We start from the raw sequence: 26351 nt of genomic DNA, 5'->3' as shown, positions 1-26351 counted from the left end.
GACGCCGGCGCAAGGCTGTAGAAATGGGCAGGATCCATGGGAGGCACGGTGATGCATGGCGGTCGCACCGGCACGGTGCTCGTCGGCGTTGACGACACCGCGCACAGCTGGCTCGCCGCGGACTGGGCCGCCGCCGAGGCCAAGCTGCGCGGCGGCACGCTGAGGGTGGTCCACGCCGTCCACGGCATCACGGGGGCCGAGCTGGAACTCGTTTCCGAGGGTGCCGATCAGCAGGTCCTGGACGCGGCGGCCACCGTGTTGGAGGACGCCCGGGCCCGGCTCGCCGCCGCTCATCCGGGACTGCGTACGGAGACCGTCCTCGCCCGGGATCATCCGGCCGAGGCCCTCCTGGGCGCGGCCGAGGACGCCGACCTGCTGGTGGTCGGCACGCGCGGGCAGGGCGGGTTCACCGGACTGCTGCTGGGATCGGTGAGCCTGAAGGTGGCCGCCCACGCCACCTGCCCGGTCGTCGTCGTACGCGGACACGCGGAGCAGAAAGCCGCCGACGGCGACATCGTGGTCGGCGTTCGCGACGAGCAGGACGAGGCGGCCGTACGGTTCGCTCTCGCCGAGGCAGACCTGCTTCAGACCCTCGTGCGACTGATCCACGCATGGACACCTCCCATGGCCGCGGGCCGGATGATTCCGCAGGTCAGTGAGGCGGACGCGGAACGGAAGGCCCACGCGCGGGTGCTCAGCCACGCGGCCCGGCCCGTCGCCGAGTACCCGCGGGTACACACGGACTCCGAACTGGTCGTCGGAGCGCCTGCCGCCGTGCTGGTGGAGGCGTCCGCCGGTGCCAGGCTGCTGGTACTGCCGCGCCATCCGCCCGCGGCCAGGCTCGGGCTGCGGCTGGGCGCGGTGGTGCACGCCGCACTGCACCACGCGAGCTGCCCGGTCGCCGTGGTGCCCGTGAGTTAGCGCGCGACTCCTCACGTACCCGTTTCAGGCGCGGCACCGGTGGGGACCCGACGTGGGACCCTGCGGAAGGGAAGCACGCCGTGCCCGACACCGACGAGGTCCGCATCCGGGACGAGGCCCTGCCCCTGACCGATCAGGCGTCGCTGGACCCGCTGCTGGACCGCATCGGCGATGCCCGCTATGTGCTGCTGGGCGAGGCGTCCCACGGCACCGCCGACTACTACCAGGTCCGGGACGTACTGACGCGCCGCCTGATCGAGGAGAAGGGCTTCTCCTTCGTCGCGGTGGAGGGCGACTGGCCGGACTGCCTGGCCGTGCACTGGGCGGCGGTCGCCGCGCCCGGCGCGCCCGAGGATCCCTGCGAGGTGCTGGCGGGCTTCAGGCACTGGCCGACCTGGATGTGGGGCAACACCGAGGTGGCCGCCTTCACCCGGTGGCTGCGCCGGCACAACGAACAGCTGCCGCCCGCTCGGCGCGTCGGCTTCTTCGGACTCGACGTCTACAGCCTCTGGGAGTCGCTGCACGCCGTACTCGACCATCTGCGCGAGCACGACCCCGCCCGGGTGGAGCACGCCTTGGAGGCGTACCGCTGTTTCGAGCCGTACGGCCAGGACCCGCAGTCCTATGCGCTGGCCACCCGCTTTACCCCCGAGGGTTGTGAACCTCAAGTGGTGTCCCTGCTCAGCGAGTTGCGGCAGCGGGCGGCGCGGCCCGCAGCGGCCCACGGCTCGCTCGCCGAGTTCGACGCACGGCAGAACGCGGAGGTGCTGGCGGGCGCCGAACGCTACTACCGGGCCATGCTCTCCAGCGGGCCCGAGTCGTGGAACATCCGCGACCACCACATGGCCGACACCCTGGACCGGCTGATGGAGCACCACGGTCCGGACGCCAAGGCGGTGGTGTGGGCACACAACACCCACATCGGGGACGCCCGCGCCACGGACATGGCCGACATCGGCGAGGTCAACATCGGTCAGCTGGTACGCGAACGCCACATGGGCAAGGGCGTGGTGCTCGTCGGCTTCGGCTCGTATTCCGGAACCGTCATCGCCGCGGAGGAGTGGGGCGAGGTGCCCCGGATCATGGTGGTGCCGCCCGCGCACGCCGGAAGCCTGGAGGAACTGCTGCACCGGGCACTCCCGGGGGAGCGGGCCCTGTTCGTCTTCCCGCACGTGCAGTTGCAGCGGCCGCCGTCCACAGGGCTGGGCGAGTGGTTCCACCAGGAGCACGGTCACCGCGCCATCGGCGTCGTCTACCGACCGCAGTTCGAACGTGCGGGCAACTATGTCCCGACCGTCCTGGCCCAACGCTACGACGCCTTCTGCTATCTCGACCGCACCCATGCCCTCACCCCGCTGCACCCCTTGGGCGAGGGGAAGCTGGAGGAACAGACCTGGCCCGTGGGCGTGTGACGACCATGGTGTTTGAGTACCTCCCGGTGAGGTCACTCGTGCTCGTCGGACGTGCTCGTAGTCCCGGTCGCTGTCCGCGGAGGCGTACGACGATGGCGCGCATGCTCGTCAAGGGTGATGACCTGGCCGTACGGCTGGCCTGGTGGGAGAAGGCGGCCGTGCGCCGCGGTGACGTGCGCGTGCCGCTGGCGGCGGTGCGGCGGGTGACCGTCGAGCCGGACTGGTGGCGGGCCTTGCGTGGCATCCACGAGCGGGGCGTCTGCATCCCCAGCGTCCTGTGCCTCGGCAGGCGCGGCCATCAGGGCGGGAAGGACTTCGTCGCGGTGCGGCCGGGCAGACCCGTGGTGTGCGTCGAACTGTGGCCGTCCGCCCCCTTCCGCCTTCTCGCTGTCGTCGCGCGGACCGATCGCGAAGGCAAGGCCATGGCCCGGGAGCTTCGCCGCAGCGCACCGAAGGCCGACACCTCCACGCGTTGGCGGCAGCCGCTGCCCGTGCCCGGGGAAGGGGAATCGGACGGAAGCTCTGCCAGGACACCTGTCCTGGAACCGCCGCACCGTCGATGAGCGTGAGCGACGGCTCGGCTCACCGCCACTCGCCCTCCGTCAGTGGCTCCGTGGGGTGCTTCGCGCGCGGCATGCGCAGGCGGTGGAAGATCTCCGCCGACTCGGCGTCCTCGGCCTCCGTGTCCAGCCGGACACCCAGCTCCTCCTCGACGTCGTGGGCGGCGCCGATCAGCACGAACTCGACGCCCTCCTGGTCGAGCAGGTCCGGATCGGCACCGGTGATCCGCCGCCCTTCGAAGCGCTCCCGCTCCCGTTTCGGTAGGTCGGCCTGCTGCTGCGGGGACAGACCGGCTCCGGCCGGTGCGCCGGCTTGGGGATTCTTGACGGCGATGATGTAGCTCGCCTCGGGCTCGATGGTCAGTTCCTCCTGGACATCCCCGGGCTGTTCGGGCAGTTCGAGCTCGTAGGTGAGATGTGTGTGGTCCCCGTGCCGGACGAGCGCATAGCGTCCTTCGCCCGCCGGCCGGGCCTCGGGCTGCGTCCGCACGCCGCGCGTCTGTGTGCGGTGCGTTCGCCGCTCCAGGTCCTCTGCGATGGTCTCCGGTCGACCGGTCACCTCCTCGATGAAGCCCCAGAACCGCTCGTGCTCCTCGGGCGCCGGCAGGCGCTTACGGCCGATGACCAGACGGCGACTTTGCTTGCCGCCGAACGGCTGAAGGATCACGAACAGACGCTGGACCTCTTCGATGTCATGAACCCGCTCCCGCTCCACTCGGGGCCGGTACGCGAAGTAGATGTCGCCGCGTTCGATGACATGGCCCGCCATGGTCACTCGCCGCCCCTCGTGCGCCGGTGACCAGCGAGTACCCGTTCTCATGAGGTCGGCTCAGGCCCCGGTGATCCCCTTTGGGGATCGAGCTGCGGCGGGCTGCCGTCGGCTTGCGGTGTCCGTGCGCCACGCTGCCCACGCGGAGGCGGCCGGGCTCTATGCCGGGCGGCGGACGGCCTGGACGGCCGTGTCGTAGAGGTCGAAGATGTCGGCCTGTCCGCTCAGGCGCATCCACTCTTCTGTTGCCGCCTGGAGGCAGATGATCGCCGTGGCCGCGATCGCGCGCGCCTGAAGGGTGCGGTGGTCACTGTCGGGCAGTCGCGGCTCGATCAGCGGTGCGAACAGGTCCTGCCAGCGGGCCTGTTTCTCGGCGTGGCCGGCGCGCAGGGATTCGTTGCCGAACAGCAGCGTGGTCATCTCGAGCCGGCGCTCGGCCGTGACGTCTATCTCCTCGAGCACCTGGAACGCCGCACGCAGTGCCGTCCACGCGTCTTCGCCCACCGGGCGCTCGGCGAGCCGCGCGGCTATCAATTCCCCTTGCTCGGACAGGCCGTTGAGCGCGAGGTCCTCCTTGTTGCGGAAGTAGTTGAACAGGGTCCGTTTGGAGACACCCGCTGCGGCGGCGACTTCCTCGAGTGTCGTGTCGTCATACCCCTTGGCGGCGAACAGATCGAGGGCGGTTCGGGCGAGTAGCGAGCGAACCACCGAGCGGGTCTGTTCCCGGAGGGGTGCCGGTTTCTTGGCCATGCGCCGATGGTACAGCGCTTCACGTGACGCAATTATTTGCACTTAGTGCAAGAATGTTCATTGGCTGCATGGCCCGTCGTTGACGGGGGCTGTTCCGCCGCCGTCCTCGCCAGCGGCAAAGGAACACCATCATGTCCATCACGGAAGTCACCTCACAGCCCACGGACGAGGAGCGCTGTTCCGTACTCTGGCGGGATGCGCATGCGCCCCACTTTGAGCTGGACCCCTACCGAGGACCTGCCGCCGGGGACCACGGATCTGGAGCCGGTCGCCGACGCACTGAGAGCCGGCAACGTGCTGGTGCTCAGCGGGGCGGGCCTCTCCACAGAGTCGGGTATCCCCGACTACCGGGGCCAGGGCGGGAGCCTGAGCCGGCACACCCCGATGACCTACCAGGACTTCACCGCCAGTGCCCGGGCCCGGCGCCGGTACTGGGCGCGCAGCCACCTCGGCTGGCGCACCTTCGGCCGCGCCTGCCCCAACGCCGGGCACCGGGCCGTGGCCGCGTTCGGGCGACACAGCCTGCTCTCGGCTGTGATCACCCAGAACGTCGACAGCCTGCACCAGGCCGCCGGCAGCGAGGGCGTCGTGGAACTTCACGGAAGCCTGGAGCGGGTCGTCTGCCTTTCCTGCGGCACCTTCAGCCCGCGCCGCGAACTCGCCCGGCGGCTGGAGGAGGCCAATGGGGGCTTCCAGCCGGTGGCCGCCGGCATCAACCCGGACGGCGACGCCGACCTCACCGACGAACAGGTCGGGGACTTCAGCGTGGTGCCCTGCACGGTCTGCGGCGGCATCCTCAAACCAGACGTGGTGTTCTTCGGTGAATCCGTTCCGCCGCCGCGGGTCGAACACTGCCGCCAACTGGTCCGTGAGGCGGCCTCGTTGCTCGTCCTGGGCTCCTCGCTGACCGTGATGTCCGGGCTCCGGTTCGTCCGCCAGGCAGCCCAGGCAGGGACGCCGGTGCTGATCGTCAACCGTGACCCGACCCGGGGCGACCGGCACGCCGTGACCCGGGTCGCGCTCCCGTTGGGAACGGCCCTCACCGCCGTGGCCGGCCGGCTGGGCATCACCGTCGACGAAGAGGCGACGGCCCGGACGACGGACTGACGGTAACGGGGCAGGGCTCGGTGCCTGGCGCACGTCGCGCCCCTCGGCGGCACCTGCCACCACGACGTTGCGCCGCAGTACGGCTGGTGAGCCGACGGTACGTCCTGAGTGTCGCTGACCTCAACCTTCGAGACGGTCAGGGCGCGGGGTTGCCGGGAAGTAGTTATGTGGGCATACTCCTTATGCCTCCATAGTTATGGAGCCATAACATCTGCTTCCCTGGGGACCGACATGACGACAACCACTTCCTCCCGGCATGGCGGAGCGACGACGCTCTCGCCTCATGCCGCGGCCCGCGCCGGCGGCCTGCACCCGGTCGGGGTGTTCATCCTGCTGGCCGGCGCGTTCCTGCCGATCATGGACTTCTTCATCACCAACGTGGCGCTGCCCAGCATCGACGCCTCGCTGCACGCCTCGGCGTCCTCGCTGGAGCTGGTGATCGCCGGGTACGGCGTCGCCTACGCCACCCTGCTGGTCCTCGGCGGCCGGCTCGGCGACCGCTACGGCCGGCGCCGGCTCTTCCTCGGCGCGCTCGTGGGCTTCGTGCTGGCCTCGCTCGCCTGTGGTGCCGCCCCGAGTGTGGGCACGCTGATCGCGGCCCGCATCGTCCAGGGCGCCACCGCCGCCCTGCTCATACCGCAGGTGCTGGCCACCTTCCACACCGTCCTCGAAGGGGAACGCAAGTCCCGTGCCGTGGCCCTGTACGGGGCCACCTCCGGCATCGCCGCGGTCGTCGGGCAACTGGTGGGCGGGCTGCTGGTCAGCGCCGACATCGCCGGCACCTCCTGGCGGCCGATCTTCCTGGTCAACGTACCCATCGGAGTGGTCGTGCTGATCGTGGCCGCCCGGATCGTGCCCGACACCCGCTCGCACCACCCGGTCGGCATCGACCTGCCCGGCACCGTGCTGTTCGCCGCCACCCTGACCGCCCTGCTGGTCCCGCTGACCGAGGGGCACTCCCTGGGCTGGCCGTGGTGGACCTGGCTGCTGCTCGCCGTCGCGGTCGTCCTCGGCGCCGCCACCTACGTCGTGGAGCGGCGCGCCGAGCGGCGTGGCGAGATTCCGCTACTGCCGCCGTCTCTGCTGCGCCTGCCGTCGATGTCCCGCGGGCTGACCATGGTGTTCGCCTTCAGCATCGGCTTCGGCGCGTTCATGTTCGTCTTCGCCCTCACCGTCCAGAACGGTCTGCACCAGGACGCCCTGCACAGCGGACTGGCGATCCTGCCGATGGCTCTGCTCTTCTTCGCCGGTTCGCTGTTCGCGCCCCGCCTGATCACACGGTTCGGCAGGGCCGCGCTGGCGGTCGGCGCCGTCGTCCAACTCGCCGGGCTGGCCTCGCTGGTGACGGTCCTGGTCGGGGGCTGGCCGCACGTCAGCCTGTGGACCATGGCCGTACCGCTCGCCCTGGTCGGAGCCGGACAGTCGATGCTGTTCGCGGGCCTGTTCCGCAGCGTGCTCGCCGACGTCCCCACGCACCTGGCCGGTATCGGCAGCGGCGTGCTGATCACCCTTCAGCAGAGCGGTCTGGCCCTCGGGGTGGCCACCCTCGGCACCCTCTACCTGGTCCTGGCGCCGCACAACGTCGCGCACGCCTTCGCCGGGGTCGAGTACGTGCAGATGGGCATCGTCGCCCTCCTCGCGGTCGGCTCCGCCGCCCTTCCGCGCTTCACCAAGGCCACCTCGGCCGCCACTCCGGTCGTCGAGGCCTGAATCCGCCCCTCCTGAATTCGCCCCTCCTGACTCCGCCCCTTACGAAAGGGAGCAGTGATGAGTCTTCTCGACTTGTCGCGATGGCAGTTCGCCATCACCGTGATGTTCCACATGACCTTTCCGGCGATCACCGTCGGCCTGTCGATCTTCCTGTCGGTCGTCTACGGCCTGTACTGGCGTACGGGCAGGTCGGTCTACCTCCAGATGTTCCGGTTCTGGCGGCGCATCTTCGCCGTCGGCTTCGCGATCGGCGTGGTCGCCGGCGCCGTCATCACCTTCCAGATGGGTCTCAACTGGGGTGTGTACGGGGCGAAGACGGGCCCGATCATCGGACCGATCATCGGTATGGAGGTCGTGACCGCCTTCTTCGTGGAGGCCGGCTTCATCGGCGTCCTGCTCTACGGGGACGGCCGCGTGCGCAAGGGCACGATGTTCGTGTCCACCGTGATGGTGGCGGTGGGCACCGTCCTGTCGTCCACGTGGATCATCGCGGCGAACTCGTGGATGCAGACGCCCGCCGGATTCAAGGTCGTGCACGGCGAGTTCGAGCCCACGGACTGGATGCGCGTCATCTTCAACCCGTCGTTCATCTGGCGCTGGCCGCACATGCTGGCCGCCGTGCTGATCTCGGCGAGCTTCTTCGTCGCCGGGATCTCGGCCTGGTACCTGGTCAAGGGGCGCGCGAAGGGCTTCGCCCGCCGCTCGATGTCGATCGCGCTCGGGATCGCCGCGCTGCTGATGCCCGTTCAGCTCTACCTCGGTGACAATGTGGCCGGGCACGAACTGCCGTATCAGCTCTCGAAGTTGGAGGCGATCGAGGGCAACTGGAACAATGGTGACACCGGCTTCGTCCTGTTCTCCGTACCCGACCAGCAAGCCGCGCGGAACATCGCCGAGCTCGACATTCCCTGCCTTGGCAGCTACATCGCCAAGGACCTCACCTGCAAGACGGCCATGCCCGGCCTGAAGCTCACCCCGGCGGCCGACCGGCCGGACATGGCCGCGACCTTCTGGGGCTTCCGCGTCATGTTCCTGGCGGCCGTGCTGATGTTCGGCACGGTGTTCGCCGCCACGGTCCTGCGCCTGCGCAACCGCCTGTGGACCGCGCGCCGCTTCCACCGGTTCGTCCTTTGGACGACACCGGTGGGGATCCTGGCCATCCTCGGCGGCTGGGTCACCGCCGAAGCGGGACGGCAGCCGTGGATCGTGTTCGGGCAGCTCCGCACCTCGGCCGCGGTGTCGCACCTGGCACCGGGCGAAGTCCTGTTCTCCGTGATCGGCTTCTCCGCGCTCTACCTGATCATGCTGGTGGCCTACGTCGCCTACATCGTCCGCACCATGCGCATCGGCCCGGAACGCGACGATCTCCACGAAGCGCCGCCACCGAAGGACCTGCCGGACACCGGCTTCGCCGAGGACGGCGTACCGCTGGACCTTCCCGTACCGCTGGACCTTCCCGTATCGCTGGAGCTTCCCGTACCGCTCGGCTCCCGGGAGGTGGCGGCGCGATGACCACCACCCTCTGGTCGGCGACCGTACTCGTCTGTCTCCTGATGTACGTCGTGCTGGACGGCTACGACCTCGGAGTCGGCGTCGCGACGCTCTTCGAACGCGACCCCGCACACCGGCGGCACATGCTGGAGTCGGTCGCGGTGGGCTGGGACGGCAACGAGACCTGGCTCATCCTGCTCGGCGTCGCGCTCTGGGCGGGCTTCCCCCTGGCCTTCGGCACGATCCTGCCGCACGCCTACCTGCCGATGACCGTGATGCTCTTCTCCCTGATCGTGCGCGGCGTGAGCGTCGAGATGGCGTCCCAGGCGCCGCCGGCTCCCCGCTGGACGACCGCCTTCGGCGTGGCATCGCTGCTGGCCTCGTTCGCACAGGGCTTCGCCCTGGGGACGCTGACCTCGGCAGTACATCTGCGCGGTGACGTGTACTCAGGGTCGGCCTTCGGGGCCTTCAGCTGGTTCTGCGTGCTGTCGGGGCTCACCGTCACGGCCGCGTACACCGCTCTCGGCTACGCCTACACCAAGCACAAGTCGTCCGGGTCGCTACGGGATTCGGCGGCACGACGGGGTGCGGTCGCCACGGTGGCCGGGGGAGTGCTGCTCGTCCTCGTCCTCGTCACTGTCGACACCACGGCGGCACCGCTGAACCTCGCAAGCCCGGGGCGCGCCTTCGCGTTCGCCGTCCTGCTGCTGTTCGCGGCCGGGGGAGCGGCCACCTCGCTCGTCACGTTCCCGCGGCAGCGGCACTCCGGGGCGGCGGACAGCCTGCCGCTCGGCGGGCTCGTGATCGCGACGGTGTCCGTGTTCCTCGCACTCGGCGTCGCCCGCTACCCGGTGCTCCTACCGCCGGGTCTCACGGTCGACGGCGCGGTCGGCCCGCATTCCACGATGGTCTTCATCCTCGTGGGGATCGGCCTGAACATGCCGCTGGTGCTGGCCTACAACGTGTTCGCCCACCGGGCCTTCGCCGGAAAGCTCGACACCGCAGGAGCGCACTCATGACCACTCGGAGCTCACTCCCCGCGCCGGTCCGTATCGGGCTGCGCCTGCTCGCCGCGGTCGTCTGGACCGTGCTGGGCCTGCTCGCCTACTTCGTGTGCCAGGGGATGTTCGGTGGCTACCGGCAGATCCACTCGCACCTGCTGACCACCCTGGGCATGATCGCCATCGCGCTGACCGGTGGCATCGCGTGGATCGTCGACGAGCGGCGCCCTCATGACGACGAATGAGGACGCTCTCATGACGACGAATGAGGACGCCTTCATGACGACGGCTCTCATGACGGCGAAGGAGACGGACGGGACGAGGGAGCCCGGCCCGGCCGAAGAGCGGCAGGACGACGACGCGTGGCTCACCGAGTGCGCCGCGCCTGGGCGGCACTGGTTCGGGCTGTCGGGCACCCTCCAGGCACTGGAGACGCTGCTCACGATCGCCCGCTGGGCGGCCCTGGCCTGGACGGCCCAGGCAGTGCTGGACCGGGCCGTGGCGCAGGAGACGTGGGGCCTCGTGGCCTTCGCCGTCGCGAGCGTGCCGGCGGTGGGCGCCGGCTGGACGGCGGGCACGCTCGCCGAGCGGGGCGCACGTGCCGTCGCGAGAGGCCTGCGGCAGCGGTTGACGGGCGCTCTGCTGCCGACCGCGGGGCGGATCAGCGAGACCGGTCCGGCCGAGGCCGCCTGGGCGATGGTCGATCTGACCGACGACGTCGCCGACTTCCACGCGCAGACCGTGCCCCTGCGCCGGTCGGCACCGCTGTCCATGCTCGCCGTACTGGCGGTCACGGCCGCCGTGCACTGGCCGGCCGCGATCGTGCTCGTCCTGACCACGGCGCTGCTGCCCCTCAACATGCGCCTGGCGGGACTGTTCGCCCAGCACGGAGCGGACCTTCAGTCGTCCGCGACCCGGCACCTGAACGCCGTCGTCCTCGACAGTTTTCGCGGCATGCGGACGCTGCGCGAGCTCGGTGCGGTCGGCCGGCGCGGCCGAACCCTGACCTCGGCCGCCGAGCAACTGAACAAGGCGACGATGAGCGTGCTGCGCCGGGCCTTCCTGTCCGGGATGATCATGGACATCGTCATCACGTTCTCCATCGCGGTGAACGCCACCTACATCGGCCTGTCGCTGCTCGGCTATGTGCGGGTGCCGCACGCGCCGCGCCTGGACCTGTTCACCGGTCTGCTGGTGCTGCTCGTGTGTCCGATGTACTTCGCCCCGATGCGCGCCAGGGCCTCCGCCTTCCATCAGCGGGAACGCGCGAGGGCCGCGGCCGACGCCATCCGCGGCATCGTCGAGGACACCCCCGCCGAGGTGATCCGGGCGGCCCGTCCGCAGCTGACCGAGCCGGTCGGTGTGTCGCTGACCGCGGTCCGGTTCCGCTATGGCGGCGCCGACCACGACACCATCGGTGCCGACGCCGAGTTCGCACCGGGCACCTGGACCGCGATCACCGGTACGTCCGGTTCCGGAAAGAGCACGCTGCTGTCGCTGATCGCCGGCCTGCGCCGGCCGTCGGCCGGTGCGGTCCGGTGGCAGACCTCGTCCGTACGGCAGGAGCCGGCCCTCGGCGGATGCGCCTGGGTCGGACAGCAGACCGTGCTGCTCGACGCGACCGTCCGCGACAACATCCGCCTCGGTCGCCCGGACGCCACCGAGACGCAGATCCGGCGGGCCGTCGACGCCGCCGGGCTGAGCGCCGTGCTCGAGGGCCTCCCCGAGGGATTGAACACCCGGCTCGGCGAGGGCGGTTGGGGTGTGTCGACCGGCGAAGCCCGCCGGATCGCCATCGCCCGTGCCTTTCTGCGCGGAGCCCGGCTCTGGCTGCTCGACGAGCCGACCGCCCACCTCGACGCGGACAGCGAACGCGAGGTCGTCGAGGCCCTGCGGCGGGCCACCGACGGCTGCACCGTCGTCGTCGCCACCCATTCCTTCCCGCTGGCCGCCGCGGCCGACACCGTGCTCGTGATCGACGACGGCCTCCTGCACGACGCGAAGCCGGCGAACGCGCGATGAGCGGCAGCAGCCGTGGCCCGAACGGCCTTGGCCGGCCGGCGCGTTCCCTCGCGGCCTGCGGGCTGGCGCTCGCGGTGGTCGCCGAACTGTGCTCCGCCGGGCTGCTCGGTCTGTCGGGCTGGTTCATCAGCGCCTGCGCCGTCGCCGGGGCGGCCACCTTCAGCTCCTTCTCCTACATCGCCCCCAGCGGCGGTGTGCGCGCCTTCGCCCTGGCCCGAGTCGCCGGCAACCACAGCAAGCGTCTGGTGCTGCACGCCGCCGCCCTGCGCCGGGTCGCCATCGCCAGGGCCGGCCTCTTCGACCGTGCCGCGGCCACCGGTCAGGCACAGGAGGACGGCCCGTGGTCGGGTGAACTGCTCGACCGCAGCATGGCCGACGCCGACAGCGCCGGGATGGCACTGATCGAGTCCACCGCCCCGGTCGTCGTCACCGCCGCGCTGACCGTCGGTGCCGTCCTCGCCGTGGCGGCGGCCACGTCCACCGGGCCGGCGGCCGTACTCGCGGCCGGCGTCGTCGTCATGGCGCTGATCGCCCACCGTGCGCCCGGCACCGCCCGCGAGGCCGAGCAGCACACCCGCAAGGCGCTGCGCGCCGAACTCGTCACCGCCGTCGACGCATGGCCGGAGCTGGCCTCGCTCGGCGCCGCCGGGCAGCTGGCGGCGCGTGCGACGGCGAGGTTCACCCGGCTCGACACCGCGCGCGCGGTGGCCGGCCGGCGCAGGCGACGGACCACGCTGACCACCGGCCTGATCGGCACGGCCACGCTGACCGCCACGGCCGCCACCGGCCGCGCACCGGACGTCCCCACGTTCGTGTTCGTCACCCTGCTGGCTCTCGGCGTGCTGGCCCAGGCCGAGCAACTGGCCAACGCGGCCGAAGCCCGAGCCATCGCGAAGGCCGCACACCGCAGGCTCACGGCAAGCGTGCCGCACACCGCGAGCGACCCCACCGCCGCACAGATGCGGTCATGGTCCACCGAGCAGGGCATCGGCTTCGCCGACTACCTCCTTGAGCCGACGGCCCTGCGGCCGGGGCGCGTTCTCGGTGCCACAGTCGCCCGAGGCGCGATGCTCGTCGTCACCGGCCGCTCCGGCAGCGGCAAGAGCACCCTGCTGCGAGCCCTCGCCTCGTCGCTGCGGCACACGGCCGTAGAGCGCGACGGCCGGCCCGCCGTCGTGGCCGTCGCCGCCGACGACCACCTCTTCACCGGCACACTCGGATCCAACTGGCGCCTGGCCGACGCCGCCCTGACCGACGACGAGATCGACGAACGCCTCGCCCAGCTGCGGCTGAACGACAGCGGACTGACCGCCAGTACCTCTGTCGGCCCCGGCGGGAGGCAGCTCTCCGGCGGTGAACTCCGCCGGGTCTACCTGGGCCGGGCCCTGGCCCGTCACCCGCAGGTACTGATCGTCGACGAACCGGCCACGGGCCTGGACGACCGAACCGCCCGACACGTACTCGGCATCCTCGAGAACCTCCCCGACACCACCGTCGTCATCGCCCTGCACGACGTACCGGTCTGCCTCGAGTCGGCCGGACACGTGACCCGGCTGCCGCTCGACCACACCTCCCAGGAGGCACCATGACCGTGAGCCGATCCCTCTCCGCAGCCGCCCAGGACACCGTTCGCGGGCGCCAGTCCTCGACGCTGTCCGATGCGGAGCTCCAGGCCCGCTTCGAACCGGCCCTGGCGTTCGTCGACCGGCTCTACTCGGCCGCGCTGCGCATGACCGGCCAGCCGGCCGACGCCGAGGACCTCGTCCAGGAGACGTACGTCAGGGCCTACACCTCGTTCCACCAGTTCCGTGCGGGCACGAACCTCAAGGCATGGCTGTACCGCATCCTCACCACCACCTTCCTCAACTCCCGTCGCAGCCAGCGGCGTCGGCCGCGGTACGACGGCACGGCGGAGATGGACGACCGGCAGCTGGCCCGTGCCGAGTCGCACACGTCCACGGGCCTGCGTACGGCCGAATCCGAGGCGCTCGACCACCTGCCCGACGCGGACGTCACAGCGGCACTGTGGGCCATCCCCGAGAACTTCCGCATCGTCGTGTACCTCTTCGACGTCGAGGGCTTCACCGTTCGGGAGATCGCCGACATCATGCGGACCCCCGTCGGCACGGTGCTGTCCCGACTGCACCGGGGCCGCAGCCGGCTGCGCTCGCTGCTGGAGGGCTACGCCCGGGAGCACCGCCTCGTCCCGGCGGGCCGCACAATGATTATGGGGCTATAGTTATGAGGTCATATTCTCTCGAAATCGAGGTCTGACGTGAACCAAGGAACGGAACCCACCGGAAGTTCGACACGACGTCAACTGCTGCGAGCCGCGGCCGTCGGAGGGACGGCCGCCGCCGCGGCGTCGCTGCTTCCCGCACCTGCCGCCTGGTCCGACTCACGGGCCCGCGGCGGCTCCCAGTACGTCGCGGGAGTCGACGTCATACCCGACGCCTCCCACGCCACCAGTGCCCTCGTCGCGCGGATGCGCGGCTACTTCCAGGCGAAGAGCGACCGCGACCTCGCATGGCAGTCGTCCTACTTCTCGCACCGGCAGACCACCTACATCGACGCGATCCTCGGATGGCACTGGTACACCTGGCAGGACCTGCACGACGGACTCGCGACGTTCTATCCCAAGTGGCCGAAGGGCAGTAAGTCGTATCCCACCCGGATACTCGGGGACACGACGAGCGCGATCTTCTTCTTCACCGACACACCCGGCATGTTCGGCCCCGGCCAGGTGCGCAACGCGGGCGCGGTCGACTTCGACTGGCAGGGAAAGATCGAGCGTTGGGTCGACTACTGGGACTCCAGGCAGTTCGGTGTGTCCAGTTGGCGGAAGGAGCAGGAGCCGCCGAACCAGTGGCCGGCCGACTTCCGGGAGTCCACGGTCGGAGAAACCGCCTCACCGCTGATGCGCCGAGTCGCCGCCGGCCTCGCGGACGCCCTGCGCAGGGGTGACATCGCCGCGGCGATGGATCTCTTCTCGTCCGACGCCGTCTTCGAGGACGTGCCGGCACACATCCAGATCACCAGCAAGGCGAGCATCCACGCGTATCTGACGAGGGCCGGCTCGGCACTGCCGTACGTCGGCGCGGGCACCGGCGTACGGCACGTGCTCGGCAACGATGTCGGAGGGGGATACGAATGGACCGCGGTCAACGGCCCGGTGCCCCGGGGCATCACGGGTATCGAACTCGACCCCTGGGGCAGGATCGAGCGCTTCACCGCCGTGTGGAACGGGGCCTATGCCGACGACGCCCTGCTGACCCTGTTGGCTCGGACGGCGATCGAGCGCTGACCTGAGCGTCGGGCTCGGAGCACGCCACGCCGCTCAGCGACATCGGCAGCAGCGAGAACCCGTGCGGCGGGAGCGCGTGGAGGCGGCGTGGTGGTGGGCCGGGGCTACCGGCCCACCACACGCTCGACGCCGCTCTTCGTCGGGGCCGGCTTGAGGTCCACCTGCACCCGGTGTACCGAGTCATGGCTCACCGCGCCGCCGATGCGCGCCTCCACGACGCCCAGGCGCAACCCCGCGCCGCCCTCACCGGCCCGGTGGAACTGCACCGAGAACTCCACGCTCACCTGTTCGACGGTGAACCGCCAGTCACTGCCCGCGCCGTCCCGCTCCGCCTGCGCCAGTTCCCTGCGGATGGAGTCAATGGCCTGCGCGAGACCGATCGGTTCTGACTGATTGATTGCCAAGTCTGTTCCCCCGTCCGGCACTTGGCTGCGCTGATGAGAGCACGAGTCTAGTCCCGGCGGGCCGTGGTGCGTAGCGTGATGAAGATGGCTGAATTGGCTGCGGACTGGCGGGTGCGCCTGCGGTCGGGGGACGCGGCGGGCGCGGTACGGGGCGCCGGTGTCCTCATCGACGCGCGGACCGTGCTCACTTGCGCACATGTGGTCCGGGACCCGGACGCGGTGATGTGGGTCGAGTTCGTGGAGAACCCGCGCGTCGAGCCGGTCGCCGCGCGCGTCGCCGACGACGGCTGGCTGTGGGACCTGCCGGACGGGGACCGTGCGGACGTCGCGGTGCTGCGCCTGGACAGCCCGCGCCCGCAGGCCCGCCCGGCCTCCCTGTCGACCGAACTCACCGCCGGTCTCGCGGTCACCGCCACCGGGTACGCGGAGCGCTTCGACGACGGCATGACGCTCACCGGGACCGTGCGCGGCCTGAGTGGGCACCGGGTGCAGCTCGATGCGCGGCACCGCAGGGAAGTGGTGCGCGGCGGGTTCAGCGGGGCCGGGGTGTGGGCCGTGTCCGCGGACGGAGGGGGGCCGGTCGTGGTGGGGATCGTGGTCAGCTGGCGGGGCGACCTGGACCAACCGCTGCCGCAGGACAACGTGCTGGCGTTCTCGTACCTGATCCCCGTCGCGCGCGTGGCCGAACTCTCCCCGGTTGTACGTGAGTTGGCGCGTTCCGAGGCCTGGGACCGGGGCTTCGACGAGCGGGCGCGGCGCTGGCTGGCCGACCCGTCCGACACCCCGGTCAAGGTCAGCGTGGTCGAACGCGGGAGCGGCCGGGAGCGGACCCTGCGCCACCTCGAACACCTCGCCGGCACCGTGCACCGGCCTGCCGACGCCTCCCGGGCCGAACTGGTCGACCGGCTCCTGGGCGGGACACTCGCCTTCGCCCCCGGCCGCTACCCCGCTTGCCGGGAGTGGCTGCTGGGCCGGGGCGCCCGCCCGGCCGGAGACTCTCCCTACGCCGGCGAGCCCGGCATCACCGTCCTCGTCGACGGCGTGGACGAGGCCCACAGCCCCGCCCGCCTCGCCGCACTGCTCGCCCGGCTCGCCGAGTGCGGCGTGCGGCTGCTGCTGGTCTTCCGCGACAGCGGCGGCCCGGGATGGCGGGAGGTGCGCGACACGGTGCTCGAGCCCGGCCTCTTCGTCTACGTCGACGACCTGCTCGCGCGTGCGAAGGAGTGGGAGGCCCGCAGGGCGCGCGAGGCCGGGATGGTCGACGCGGAGTCCCTGCGCCACGCGGCCGCCGCGATCGCGGACCTGATGGCCCGCCGCGAGGCGATCACGGTCATGGCCGATCCGGCCGAACGACTGGGTGCGCTAAGGGAATTGGCCGACGGGTTGCGAGCGGCGTACGCGGGGTGCGGGTGAGCGGCGCTGCTCGACGTCGTGCCAGTCCCTCGGGGCGCAGGCGGTCGTCGGTGGCGTGCGTCGGAGTGCCGGCGGCCGTGGGGGAGACGGGGAAGGAGCATGCGCGTGAGACCGGAGTCGTGCCGTCAGCGACGGCTCAGTGGAGGGCCCTGTGGCGGGGAGATCCTGCCGACCGGGTACTGCGGCAGCTGCGGCCGGCGGCGGGACGCGCGGCCGCTGCCGGAGCTGGGTGACGGGCCGTGCGGCCCCCGGCAGTTGCTGAGACTGCCGCCCCGACGGCCGCGCTCGTCCGAGGAGCGGCTCGCCGGCGGCGCCCACATCGCGGACCAGGCGCAGCGCTGCCGAAGACGGGACTGCGGTGCCACGATCCCCATCCTCGCCGACGGCCCTGACCGGCAGTACTGCCCGCGCTGCGGCGCCCCGCACGCCATGCGGCCCGACTTCGTACAGGGCGCCACGCTCAGCGACCACTACCACATCAAAGGGCCCGTCGCCCGCGGCGGTCAGGGATGGGTCTATCTCGCCGAGGACACCCACCTCGGCGACCTCGTCGCCGTCAAGACCCTGCGCGACCGCTACGGCGCGGACGGCGCCGCCCTCGCCGACCTGGAGCGGCGCACTCTCGTCGCCACCCGGCACCCCTACATCGTGCAGATCCGCGACTTCCTCCCCTACGAGTCCCCCAAAGCGGGCGACGACGGCGCCACGCATCCCGAACTCGAAGTCAGGGGCGGCCACATCGTCATGGAGGACGTCGGTGACCACACCCTCCAGTCCGTCATCGACGAGGTCCGCTGCGGGCGCGAGACACTCGACATCGAGCACGTCGCCACGTACGGCATCCAGATCCTGACGGCCCTCTCCCACCTGCACCGGCAGGACCTCCTGTACGGCGACATGAAGCCGTCGAACGTCGTCCACTTCGGCGACCACGTCAAGGTCATCGACCTGGGCAGTGTGCGCAAGGTCCACCAGACCGAGCCGCCGCCCCATGTGACGCCCGGCTTCCACGCGCCGGAGCTGGCCGGCGAACTCAGCCTCGCGAACGACCTGCACACCGTCGGCGTGACCCTGCGCTGCCTCGCCGCCCCCGCCGTCCGCGACGACGTGCCCGGCCTCGGCGCGCGTTCGCTCGACGCCGTCATCGACCGCGCCACGCGCACGGTGGAACAGGGCCCGCGGTTCAAGGACGCCGAGGAGATGGCCGACCAACTCCGTGGCGCGCTACGGGAGATCAGGGCCCTGCGCGGCAAGGGAGGCTCGCCCGAACCGTCCGGCTACTTCGATCCGTTGCCGGACTGGCTGGGCGAGCGGCTCGGCTACGTACCCACGACGTCCGACCTCGCGCGCCGCGGCGAGGACCGCCCGCGCCGCGGCACCCCGCCCGTCCTGCGGATCCTGGACCCCGGCCGGCCCACGCCGGTCGAGATCGCCCGGCGGCTCCCGGTGCCCAAGCCGTTCCCCGACGACCCCCGGACCCCGGAGTTCCGCGTCAGCGGCGGGTACGCCCCCACGGTGCGGCTCCAACAGGTCCCCGGCGCCGAGCCTTCCGCCGAAATATGCCTGCACAACGTCCGCGTCGCCCTCGTCGCCGATCCCGCACCGCCCGATGTCACGGCCGCGGAGGCGGAGCTGGCCCGGGCCGAGGACATCCCAGGTCCCGAGGAGGTGCGGCGCTGGCGCCTGGAGTGGCACCGCGGGCTGATCGCGCTCGCCCGGTTCGGGGCGGGCACCGTGCGGCAGCCCCCGGGCCGGGCGACGGACCTGGCCGAGGCGCGCGCGAGCTTCGAACGGGTCCGCGCCGACCTGCCGGGGGAGTACGCGCCGAAGCTCGCCCTCGCCTACGTCCACGAGTGCGTCGCCCATGCCGACCCGCGGGCGCCGGGCGCCGCCGCGGCACGGGCCCTGGCCCGGGATCTGTTCCACGCGGTGCATCTGCGCAACCCCGCGCACTGCGGCGCCGCCCTGGGCCTGGCCCGCCTCGCCCTCGACGAGCACGACCGCGTCCAGGCGCTCGCCGTTCTCGAACGGGTGCCGCGCGGCACCCGCGGCCGTACCCTCGCCCAGCGGGCCGCCACCCGGATCCGGGCCGCGTGCCTGGGCCCCGACCCCGACGACCTGCCCCCGCCGGACGCCGCCGAGTCCGTGCTCGCCGCGCACGCCGTCGACCGGCTCCGCCCGTCCCAGGAACGGGAGCTGGTCCTCGCGCCGCTCGACGAACTGCGGCTGCGCATCGAGGTCAACGAGTGGCAGCTCGCCGCGCTGCACCTGACGCACGGCATCGCCGGCGCGGGCGAGGCCACCCTGTGGCGCCGCCTGCGCAGCGGGTGGCGCCCCGCGTACGAACCGACCCCCGCCGAACGCCGGGCGGTGGTCGTCCGCGCCCAACTGGAGCGCGACTACCTGGAGCTCGCCGCCACCGACGCGGACCTCAGCGAGGCCCTGGTGGAACGTGCCCATGCCGTCCGCCCGACGACATCGACGTGAGACGGCGCGGTTGTGTGCCGGACCACCTACCAGGAGGCCCTGATGAGATCTCCGGCCGAGCACGTTCCGCCGACGCCGCCCTCGGCCGGTGGCGGGACCGCGATGCCGTACGCCACCACGCTCGTCGTCGACGTCGACGAGCCCGATCTCGTGCCGGACAAGCCGGGCGAGTCGGTCAGGCTGCTCGCGACGGTGGAGGCGGCCGTCTTCGACCAGGCGCAGGGCGAGCACGCCGACCCCGGGCATCTCGCCCTGCTCCTCGCGCTCGACCTCGCCGAACACCGCAGGGAGCGCATGGTGGCCGCGGTGCGCGACGCGCTCACGGCGCTGCCTTCGGGCGCGTCCTTCGCCGTCGTCACGGCGGGCTGGGAGGGCGACGACGGCCCGGTGCGCTACTACCCGGCCGGGCCCGGCTCCTGGGCGCAGGCCGATCGGCAACACCGGGTCACCGCGGCCTTCGCGATGGGCGCCGCTCCGCTCGCCGCCGACGGCGTGCCGAAGTCCTTCGGCTACGAGGAGTGGCTGGCCGAGGCGCGGCGGCTGTTCGCCGGGTGCGGTCGGTCGCTGCGCCGGCTGCTGCTGGTCACCGACGGGAGCACCGGATACGAGGACGCGTCGCTCACCGCCCAACTGGCCGCATGCGGGGCCGAGTTCACCTGTGAGGTGATCGCTGTCGGCAAGAACTGGGACTACCGGCCACTGGACCGGATCGCCGGCCGTCTGCGCGGGACGGCCGAGGCGGCGGGCCCCGACTTGGCCGCCGCGCTCGCCGCGGCGGTCCGCCGGGCCTGCCGCCGGGCCGTTCCCGCGCTGCCGCTGGAGGTCATCGTGCGCCCCGGCGTGAGCGTCGAGTCCTTCGTCCAGTTCACGCCCCAGCAGCTCGAACTCCCCGCCGACGAACCGCCGCCCGGAGCGCACCGTCACGTATTCCCCACCCAGCCGTGGGATCCGGCGGGCGCCACCAGCACCTTCCTGCTCGCCCTGCGCGCCGACGGCACCGGCGACCCGCTCGGCGAGTTACTCCAGTTCGCCATGGTCTCGCTCGGGGACCTGCACGCCGCCGTCACCGCCGGCTGGCGCGACCCCGGCCTCCCACCCGCACGGACGACCCCGCGCACCACCGACGGGACACCCGGCGACAGCAGCCGCGTCCTCGACTCACGGCGCCGGATGATCGCCCATCTCAAAAAGGGACTCGAAGCCCTCCGAGCCGATCGACGGGCCGCCGCGGAACGGTACTTGGGGCAGGCCGCCGCGGCGGCGTACCGGCTCGGCGAGGACTGGGTACTCGACGAGATCGTGGCCTGGGGCGAGATCCGTGACGCCGCCGGCGGATCCGTCAGCGTACGCCTGCCCGCCGACACCCACCGGGTCAGCGTCACCCTGCTGCACCTCGGCGCCCGGTCCGCCGCCCGGACCACGAACCGCACGGCAGGCGGGCAGCGCACCCCCGGCCCCTGCCCGGACTGCCGGGAACCGGCCGCCCCCGGGGCCCGGTACTGCGTGCGCTGCGGAAAGGAGCGGGCATGAGACGGGGGCGCGAGCGGCCCGGCGAGGCCCGGCGTGGTACGAGCACACGCCGGCTGCTGCTGCGTCACCTGTGGGCCTTCCTCGGCTGCGCCACCGTCGGCGTCACCCTGCTCACCGGCGTGGCCGTGCCACAACTCGACGCACGCGTCCGGGAGTTGCGCGAGGAGGTCGCGCCGTCCGTGCAGGGCTCGGCGGCCGTCAGGCTCGCCGTGCTGCGCGCCGACGAGGCGGCCCGGGACTCGATCCGCCGGAAGGTCGCCGGGACGGTCGGCGCGGGCGAGACGGCCCAGAGCCAGCTCGCCGCCGCGGACCAGGGCCTCACCCATCTGGCGGACCACGTCGGCAGCGGCATCGACCAGGACATCTCCGCGGCCAACGGCCTGCTCGCCGCCTACAACAACGCCATCACACTCGCCACGGTCAAGTACCAGGCGGACGGCGAGATGCGGGAGGAGAAACTCGCCGAGGCCCGTGCTCTCCTGAAGCGCCCCCACACCGGCCTGCTCGACCGCCTCGACAAGGTCGCCACCGCGGAGCAGCGCCGAGCCGGTGAACTCGCCGACCCAGGAGCCCTGTTGACCGCCGCCTGGGTGGCGGCCGCAGCCGCGCTGGCCGCCGCTGCCGGCGTGGCGGGCTTCGCCTGCGGGGTCATCAGCCGGCGCTGCGGCCGGCTGCTCGCCCCCTGGATCCTGGTCGGCGTCATCGGCACCCTGGCGCTGGCCGTCGTACCGGCTCTCCTCGCGTTCCGTACCGCGCAGCGCCTGAACACCGCCCGCATCGACCTCGCCCGCATCCTGGACATCGCCCTGCGGGACGCGCCGCGCGCGAACGCCGAGGCCCTCGCCACCGCGCAGCAGCAGGTCGCCGCCACCGGCCTGCCCGCCCCGTTCGCGTTCGGCTGGTGGAACGTCGCCTACGTCGTGGCGGGCGTGGCCGTCATCTGCGCCACCGTCGCCGGCATCGTCGTCCGGCTCACCACCGACTACCCCGAACGCCCGGTCGACTGGTCGTGGGCGCGCGCTCTGTGGAACCGCACGACCCGCACCACGCGGCGCCGCCGAATCGCCGCGGCGGCGGCCGCGCTGGTCGTCATGGCGGCGATCGCCACCCCCGAGGTCCTGGAACGTGACCCCGTCGTCACCGTCCTCGGCCCGTGGACGGGCAAGGAGGAAGAACGCTTCCGCGACCTCATGGCGGACCAGGGCATCCGCATCCGCTACCAGGGCACCCCCGCCCAGCGCGAGGTGCTGCTCTCCCGTGTCCAGGCCGGCGACCCGCCCGACATCGCGATCATGCCGGGTATCGGGGAACTGGCCGAATACCGCGCCGAGCATCACCTCGAGCCGCTCGACGACCTGGTCAAGGGCCTGCGGTACGCGGGCCCCTGGCGCCCGGAAGGCAAGGGCCCCACCTACTGGTGGCCGGTCAACGCCAACCTCAAGAGCATCGTGTGGCAGACCCGCGATGCCGTCGGGCCTCCCGACACCCTGTCCTCCTGGTGCCTCGGCATGGGCGAAGACGGCGCCGCCGGCTGGCCCGGCACCGACTGGATCGAGGACATCGTGCTGCAACGGGCGGGACCGGACGCCTACGCGGACTGGGCCCGCGGCACCGGCAAGGACGCCCGCACGGCGTGGACCAAGGGGCCGGTCCGGGAGGCATGGCGGCAGTGGGCCCGGTTCCTCGCCACGGACGGCGAACTCGCTCAGCGGGCACTGACCACGGACTGGCGCGGCCCCGCCGCGCTGGACCCGGACAACGACACCGCCTTCCGCGAGGCCACCCCCCGGTGCGCCCTCGAACACCAAGGGTCCTTCGCACAGGGGGACGACGGCGCCCGCCTCACCGACGCGGCACCGCTGCTCCCGGGCGGTCCCTACCGCACCCGGGCCTACGAGGTCTCCGGCGATTTCGCCGCCCTCTTCAACAACAGGGAACCGGCCCGCAAGGCGCTGCGCGCCCTCTTCTCCGAGGCCGGACAGCAGAGGTGGGCGGGCCAGGGCACCATGTACTCGGCCATGACCCCGGTCATGGCGGAGGTAGCCGACCACCGCCAGGTGGATGCCACCGCACGCGCGATCTACAGCAGGCTCCGGCAGACCGAGGTGCCGCGCTGCCTCGACGCCTCCGACATCATGCGCCCCGCCGTGCGGGACGCGTTCTACGAGGCGGTGCTCGGGACTGTCGCCGCCGTGGCCCGGGGCGCACTGACCGACGCGGACCTCGATGACATCCTGGACGGCGTCCAGAACGTCCAGGAGGTGACGGGCCAGGACGCGGGGATCGCGGGCCTCCAGGTGTGCAGCGGCGAGTCCGGGGCGTAGGTTCGGCTTACCGCGGCGGGCTGGGACAGCAACGGGTGGTGGCCGGCGTCGAGTTCGACGACGTTGTCGGCCCGGCGGGCGGGACTGGTGTCCCCGAACTCCGACAGGCTCTGCCCGACGTGGCGTACCGACCCGATTCCCGCCGCGGCTTCCGCGGTGACGATGCCGCTGTAGCTGTGGGCGACGACGACGGTCGGCTCGTCGCCGGCCCGCAGCACCTGCCGTACCGCGGCAACGTCCTCGGACAGCCCCGGACCGCCGACGCCACCGGGCAGGCCCGCCTCGCCGCAGCTCGGCAGCGCAGGGGCCATGCTCAACACCCCTCGCTCCTGCAGCAGCTCGGCTGCGCTGATCACGCCCTCGCGCACGGCCTCCCGGACCGGCTCGAGCCGCCGTCCACCCGCCACCGGCACCTCAGCGCGCATGCTGATCTATCACGTAGTGCTGCGTCGCCGCTGCCGTCATGCCCAGCACGAGAGGAATACGATACCTTCACGCGTATCAAGCGTTTGAAAGCTAGCAGAGGCTTGAGTATCCTGGGGTCGTGGCTCGGACCCTTGCTCTCATAACAGGCGCCTCCTCCGGAATCGGCGCCGCCTACGCCCGTCTCCTCGCACCCGACTCGGACTTCGTCCTCGTGGCCCGCCGCGCCGGCCGGCTGCACGACCTGGCAGGCGAACTCCGCAAGGAGGGTGCCGCCGTAGAAACCCTTCCCGCCGACCTCGCCACCCGCGACGGCATCGCCACGGTGACGGACCGCTTGAGAGTCGGGGACGTCCGCCTTCTGATCAGCAACGCCGGCGTCGGCGGTTACGCCCCGCTCATCGACGTCGACCCGGCCGCGATCGACGACCTGCTCACCCTCAACGCCGAGGCGCACGTCCAGCTCGTCCGCGCCGCACTCCCCGGCATGCTCGCCGCTGACGACGGCACCGTGGTCACCGTCGCCTCGCTGCTCGCCTTCAGCGCCGGACAGACCGGCCCACGCCCGCCCCGCCGCACTCTGTACGCCGCGGCCAAGGCCGCCACCGTGGCCTTCACCCGCACCTTGGGCCACGAACTCGCCGACACCCAGATCCGCACCCAGGTGGTCTGTCCCGGCCCGGTGGCCACCGAGTTCCACCAGGGCGTCGGGCAAACCGTCCCCGCCTCCATGACTGCCGAGGACGTCGCGCGAGCCAGCCTCACCGGGCTCCGGCTGGGCGAGACGATCTGCGTCCCGGGCCTGGAGGACCAGTCCGCGGCACTCGACGCGCTGCTCGCCGCCGAAAGCGCCGTGCTGTCCGGCGGCCGCCGCTCGAACCTCGCTTCCCGCTACCAGCAGCCGCTGCCGCGGTGAACAGACGTCGGGCCGCCGGGACGGCGGCTCGACATACAACGAAACGGAGATCGATATGGGTAGGTTCAACGCACAGGAAGTCGGTTTCCTGCGGGAACACATCCTTGGGCGACTCGCCACCTCGGGTAAGTCCGGCAAGCCGCATGTGGTGCCCATCGGGTACCACTTCGATCCCGAGCACGAGGTGATCAAGATCGGGGGCCGCATGCTGGAAGGACGTGGTCAGGAGCGGCTGTACATTCGTCACCTCAAGGTCAACCCGCAAGCGGCATTGGTGGTCGACGACGTACCGGATCCGCAGACGTGGCAGCCGCGCGGGATCCTCATCAAGGGGACGACGGTCCTGCACACGGAGGGTGGCGAGCCGCTGGGGCCGGGGTTCGGTCCGAACTGGGTCGAGGTAGTGCCCGACTTCGTCACGTCCTGGGGCATTGACGCCCCTGCCCTGTAGCCGGTGAGGAACCACACAGATACGTGCGCCGCGGGCCTCGCTTCCCGCGGCGCACGATTCATCTGAGCCAGGTCGGTCATATCTCGACGGAGTCCAGTGGAATCGACGGATACATCTGCGGCTCCTGGTCGGGGGTCAGCGCTGTGGGACCGTAGATCCAGTCCATGAAGGAGTAGTCGTACGTGTCGCGGGCGCGCAGCACCGCGTTGCGCTGCTCCCGCTCGACCCCGACGTGGTGCCACAGTTCGCCCCACGAGCGTGCGGTGAGCACCACCCGGCGGCAGTGTTCGGGACGTACGGCCTCGTAGGCGGTGAGCGCCACCTCCCAGTCGACCCCGGAGCCGTCCTCGGACCGCTTCGCGTGCTGCGCGCCCACGTGCTCGCCCAGCACCCAGCCGTCCTCGATGGCCATGACGGCACCCTGGGCCATGTACTGAAGCGGCGGGTGGGCCGCGTCGCCGAGCAGGGCGATGCGGCCGGTGACCCACGTCATGAGCGGCTCGCGGTCGAACATCCGCCACCAGCGGTCGCGCCACATCAACGGCAGGCCCTTCTGGATCTGGTGACACGTTCCCTCGAAGGCGCGGTCGAGTTCGTCCGGGGTGCCCCAGTCGTCCTCGCCGGCCAGTGCCTTCGGCGACTGAAACACCGCGACCTGGTTGAACATGTCGCCGCCGCGGAGCGGATACTGGACGAAGTGGCAGTGCGGGCCGACGTACAGCACCACGTCCTTCTCGTGTACGGCGTTCGCGCGCACCTGCTCGAAGGGGACCGCGCCACGGTAGGCGACGTACGCCGAGTTGACGGGCTCGTCTTCGACGTTGAGCTTGCGTGCGACCGAGTGCAGCCCGTCCGCGGCGATGACGATCTCCGCTTCGTCGGTTCCGCCGTCGTCGAAAGTGACCCGCGCGCCGCCCGCGATGTTCTCGTACGCCACACAGCGCGCGCCGGTCACCAGTTCCACGCCCGCCCGCTCGCAGCCGCGCAGGAGGACGCCATGCAGGTCGCTGCGGTGGATGACCAGGTACGGGAAGCCGTAGCGGTGTTCCAGGTCCTTGAGGTCCACCCGGGTCAGCTCGGCGGCACTCAGGGCGTCCTTCATGATCATGTGCTCGGGCAGCACGCCGAGTTGGACGGCCTCGTCCAGGAGCCCGTACTCGTGCAGGATCCGCGTGCAGTTCGGCGCGATCTGCAGACCCGCGCCGACCTCGCCGAACTGGGAGGCCTGCTCGTAGAGGCGGACCCGAAGTCCCTGTCGGGTGAGAGCCAGCGCGGCCGAGAGCCCGCCGATTCCGCCGCCGACGACGAGGACGTCGGGGCGGGGGGTGTCTGTGGTCTTCATGCCTCTCTCCCGTG

22 protein-coding genes and 1 pseudogene are annotated in these 26351 nt (G+C 71.6%); 18 read left to right on the top strand and 5 right to left on the bottom strand.

Annotated elements, in window-relative coordinates; translation table 11 throughout:
* The first annotated feature begins 36 nt into the window (after positions 1-36).
* The 3 genes from AB0I77_RS34145 (at position 37) to AB0I77_RS34135 (ending at position 2896) form a co-directional block, all read left to right on the top strand.
* Positions 37-921, top strand: coding sequence for a universal stress protein (locus AB0I77_RS34145; RefSeq protein ID WP_363286641.1), 885 nt, complete (start codon positions 37-39; stop codon positions 919-921).
* Between the two features lie 80 nt (positions 922-1001).
* On the top strand, positions 1002-2333 hold the full coding sequence (locus tag AB0I77_RS34140; RefSeq protein ID WP_363286640.1) for an erythromycin esterase family protein: 1332 nt from the start codon (positions 1002-1004) through the stop codon (positions 2331-2333).
* A gap of 101 nt (positions 2334-2434) precedes the next feature.
* On the top strand, positions 2435-2896 hold the full coding sequence (locus AB0I77_RS34135; protein WP_363286639.1) for a hypothetical protein: 462 nt from the start codon (positions 2435-2437) through the stop codon (positions 2894-2896).
* Positions 2897-2915: 19 nt separating this feature from the next.
* On the opposite strand, the gene AB0I77_RS34130 is transcribed toward AB0I77_RS34135, so the two are convergent.
* Entirely contained in the window at positions 2916-3668 is a 753-nt protein-coding gene (locus AB0I77_RS34130) for a hypothetical protein (RefSeq protein WP_363286638.1), read from the bottom strand.
* Positions 3669-3821: 153 nt separating this feature from the next.
* Positions 3822-4412 carry a helix-turn-helix domain-containing protein gene (locus AB0I77_RS34125; protein ID WP_363286637.1) on the bottom strand — a complete coding sequence of 197 codons (591 nt, stop codon included), beginning with the start codon at positions 4410-4412 and terminating at the stop codon, positions 3822-3824.
* A gap of 195 nt (positions 4413-4607) precedes the next feature.
* On the opposite strand from AB0I77_RS34125, the gene AB0I77_RS34120 reads away from it, so the two are divergent.
* From AB0I77_RS34120 to AB0I77_RS34080, 9 genes are all read left to right on the top strand, one after another.
* On the top strand, positions 4608-5519 hold the full coding sequence (locus tag AB0I77_RS34120; RefSeq protein WP_363286636.1) for an NAD-dependent protein deacetylase: 912 nt from the start codon (positions 4608-4610) through the stop codon (positions 5517-5519).
* A 231-nt stretch (positions 5520-5750) separates the two neighbouring features.
* Positions 5751-7229, top strand: coding sequence for an MFS transporter (locus AB0I77_RS34115; protein ID WP_363286635.1), 1479 nt, complete (start codon positions 5751-5753; stop codon positions 7227-7229).
* 57 nt (positions 7230-7286) lie between these two features.
* On the top strand, positions 7287-8741 hold the full coding sequence (locus AB0I77_RS34110) for a cytochrome ubiquinol oxidase subunit I (protein WP_363286634.1): 1455 nt from the start codon (positions 7287-7289) through the stop codon (positions 8739-8741).
* Complete coding sequence (locus AB0I77_RS34105; protein ID WP_363286632.1) at positions 8738-9739, top strand: cytochrome d ubiquinol oxidase subunit II; 1002 nt, start codon at positions 8738-8740, stop codon at positions 9737-9739. Before AB0I77_RS34110 ends, AB0I77_RS34105 begins: the two co-directional genes overlap by 4 nt.
* Entirely contained in the window at positions 9736-9966 is a 231-nt protein-coding gene (locus AB0I77_RS34100) for a hypothetical protein (RefSeq protein WP_363286631.1), read from the top strand. The genes AB0I77_RS34105 and AB0I77_RS34100 overlap by 4 nt, the downstream gene beginning before the upstream one ends.
* A 10-nt stretch (positions 9967-9976) precedes the next feature.
* Complete coding sequence (locus AB0I77_RS34095) at positions 9977-11743, top strand: ATP-binding cassette domain-containing protein (RefSeq protein ID WP_363286630.1); 1767 nt, start codon at positions 9977-9979, stop codon at positions 11741-11743.
* Complete coding sequence (locus AB0I77_RS34090; protein WP_363286629.1) at positions 11740-13332, top strand: ATP-binding cassette domain-containing protein; 1593 nt, start codon at positions 11740-11742, stop codon at positions 13330-13332. Before AB0I77_RS34095 ends, AB0I77_RS34090 begins: the two co-directional genes overlap by 4 nt.
* Positions 13329-13982 carry a sigma-70 family RNA polymerase sigma factor gene (locus AB0I77_RS34085; RefSeq protein ID WP_363286628.1) on the top strand — a complete coding sequence of 218 codons (654 nt, stop codon included), beginning with the start codon at positions 13329-13331 and terminating at the stop codon, positions 13980-13982. Before AB0I77_RS34090 ends, AB0I77_RS34085 begins: the two co-directional genes overlap by 4 nt.
* 36 nt (positions 13983-14018) lie before the next feature.
* Positions 14019-15047 carry a nuclear transport factor 2 family protein gene (locus AB0I77_RS34080; protein WP_363286627.1) on the top strand — a complete coding sequence of 343 codons (1029 nt, stop codon included), beginning with the start codon at positions 14019-14021 and terminating at the stop codon, positions 15045-15047.
* A 104-nt stretch (positions 15048-15151) separates the two neighbouring features.
* On the opposite strand, the gene AB0I77_RS34075 is transcribed toward AB0I77_RS34080, so the two are convergent.
* The gene (locus AB0I77_RS34075) at positions 15152-15451 is read right to left on the bottom strand and encodes a trypco2 family protein (protein WP_363286626.1); all 300 of its coding nucleotides are present in this window, start codon (positions 15449-15451) and stop codon (positions 15152-15154) included.
* A gap of 84 nt (positions 15452-15535) precedes the next feature.
* Between AB0I77_RS34075 and AB0I77_RS34070 the strand changes: the two genes are divergently transcribed.
* The 4 genes and pseudogenes from AB0I77_RS34070 to AB0I77_RS34055 all read left to right on the top strand — a co-directional run.
* On the top strand, positions 15536-16864 hold the full coding sequence (locus AB0I77_RS34070) for a serine protease (protein ID WP_363286625.1): 1329 nt from the start codon (positions 15536-15538) through the stop codon (positions 16862-16864).
* Between the two features lie 99 nt (positions 16865-16963).
* Positions 16964-19351 (top strand): tetratricopeptide repeat protein, encoded by a 2388-nt coding sequence (locus tag AB0I77_RS34065; protein WP_363286624.1) that lies wholly within the window; start codon positions 16964-16966, stop codon positions 19349-19351.
* A gap of 42 nt (positions 19352-19393) precedes the next feature.
* Complete coding sequence (locus AB0I77_RS34060) at positions 19394-20881, top strand: hypothetical protein (RefSeq protein WP_363286623.1); 1488 nt, start codon at positions 19394-19396, stop codon at positions 20879-20881.
* Positions 20878-22854: pseudogene (locus AB0I77_RS34055) on the top strand (extracellular solute-binding protein); the annotation flags it as partial. The gene AB0I77_RS34060 and the pseudogene AB0I77_RS34055, both read left to right, overlap by 4 nt.
* Positions 22855-23042: 188 nt before the next feature.
* Here the strand turns inward: AB0I77_RS34055 and AB0I77_RS34050 are convergent.
* Positions 23043-23630 (bottom strand): hypothetical protein, encoded by a 588-nt coding sequence (locus tag AB0I77_RS34050; protein ID WP_363286622.1) that lies wholly within the window; start codon positions 23628-23630, stop codon positions 23043-23045.
* A 119-nt stretch (positions 23631-23749) separates the two neighbouring features.
* Between AB0I77_RS34050 and AB0I77_RS34045 the strand changes: the two genes are divergently transcribed.
* Both AB0I77_RS34045 and AB0I77_RS34040 read left to right on the top strand, forming a co-directional pair.
* Complete coding sequence (locus tag AB0I77_RS34045) at positions 23750-24544, top strand: SDR family NAD(P)-dependent oxidoreductase (protein ID WP_363286621.1); 795 nt, start codon at positions 23750-23752, stop codon at positions 24542-24544.
* Positions 24545-24599: 55 nt separating this feature from the next.
* The gene (locus tag AB0I77_RS34040; RefSeq protein WP_363286620.1) at positions 24600-24995 is read left to right on the top strand and encodes a pyridoxamine 5'-phosphate oxidase family protein; all 396 of its coding nucleotides are present in this window, start codon (positions 24600-24602) and stop codon (positions 24993-24995) included.
* Between the two features lie 76 nt (positions 24996-25071).
* Here the strand turns inward: AB0I77_RS34040 and AB0I77_RS34035 are convergent, their stop codons facing one another.
* Positions 25072-26337 carry an FAD-dependent oxidoreductase gene (locus AB0I77_RS34035; protein WP_363286619.1) on the bottom strand — a complete coding sequence of 422 codons (1266 nt, stop codon included), beginning with the start codon at positions 26335-26337 and terminating at the stop codon, positions 25072-25074.
* Between the last annotated feature and the right edge of the window lie 14 nt (positions 26338-26351).

It is taken from the genome of Streptomyces sp. NPDC050619 (genome assembly GCF_040654815.1).
In the GTDB taxonomy this organism is placed as follows: Bacteria; Actinomycetota; Actinomycetes; order Streptomycetales; family Streptomycetaceae; genus Streptomyces.
Note: the sequence above shows the minus strand (reverse complement) of the source record. Positions and strands in the feature narration are given on the sequence as shown.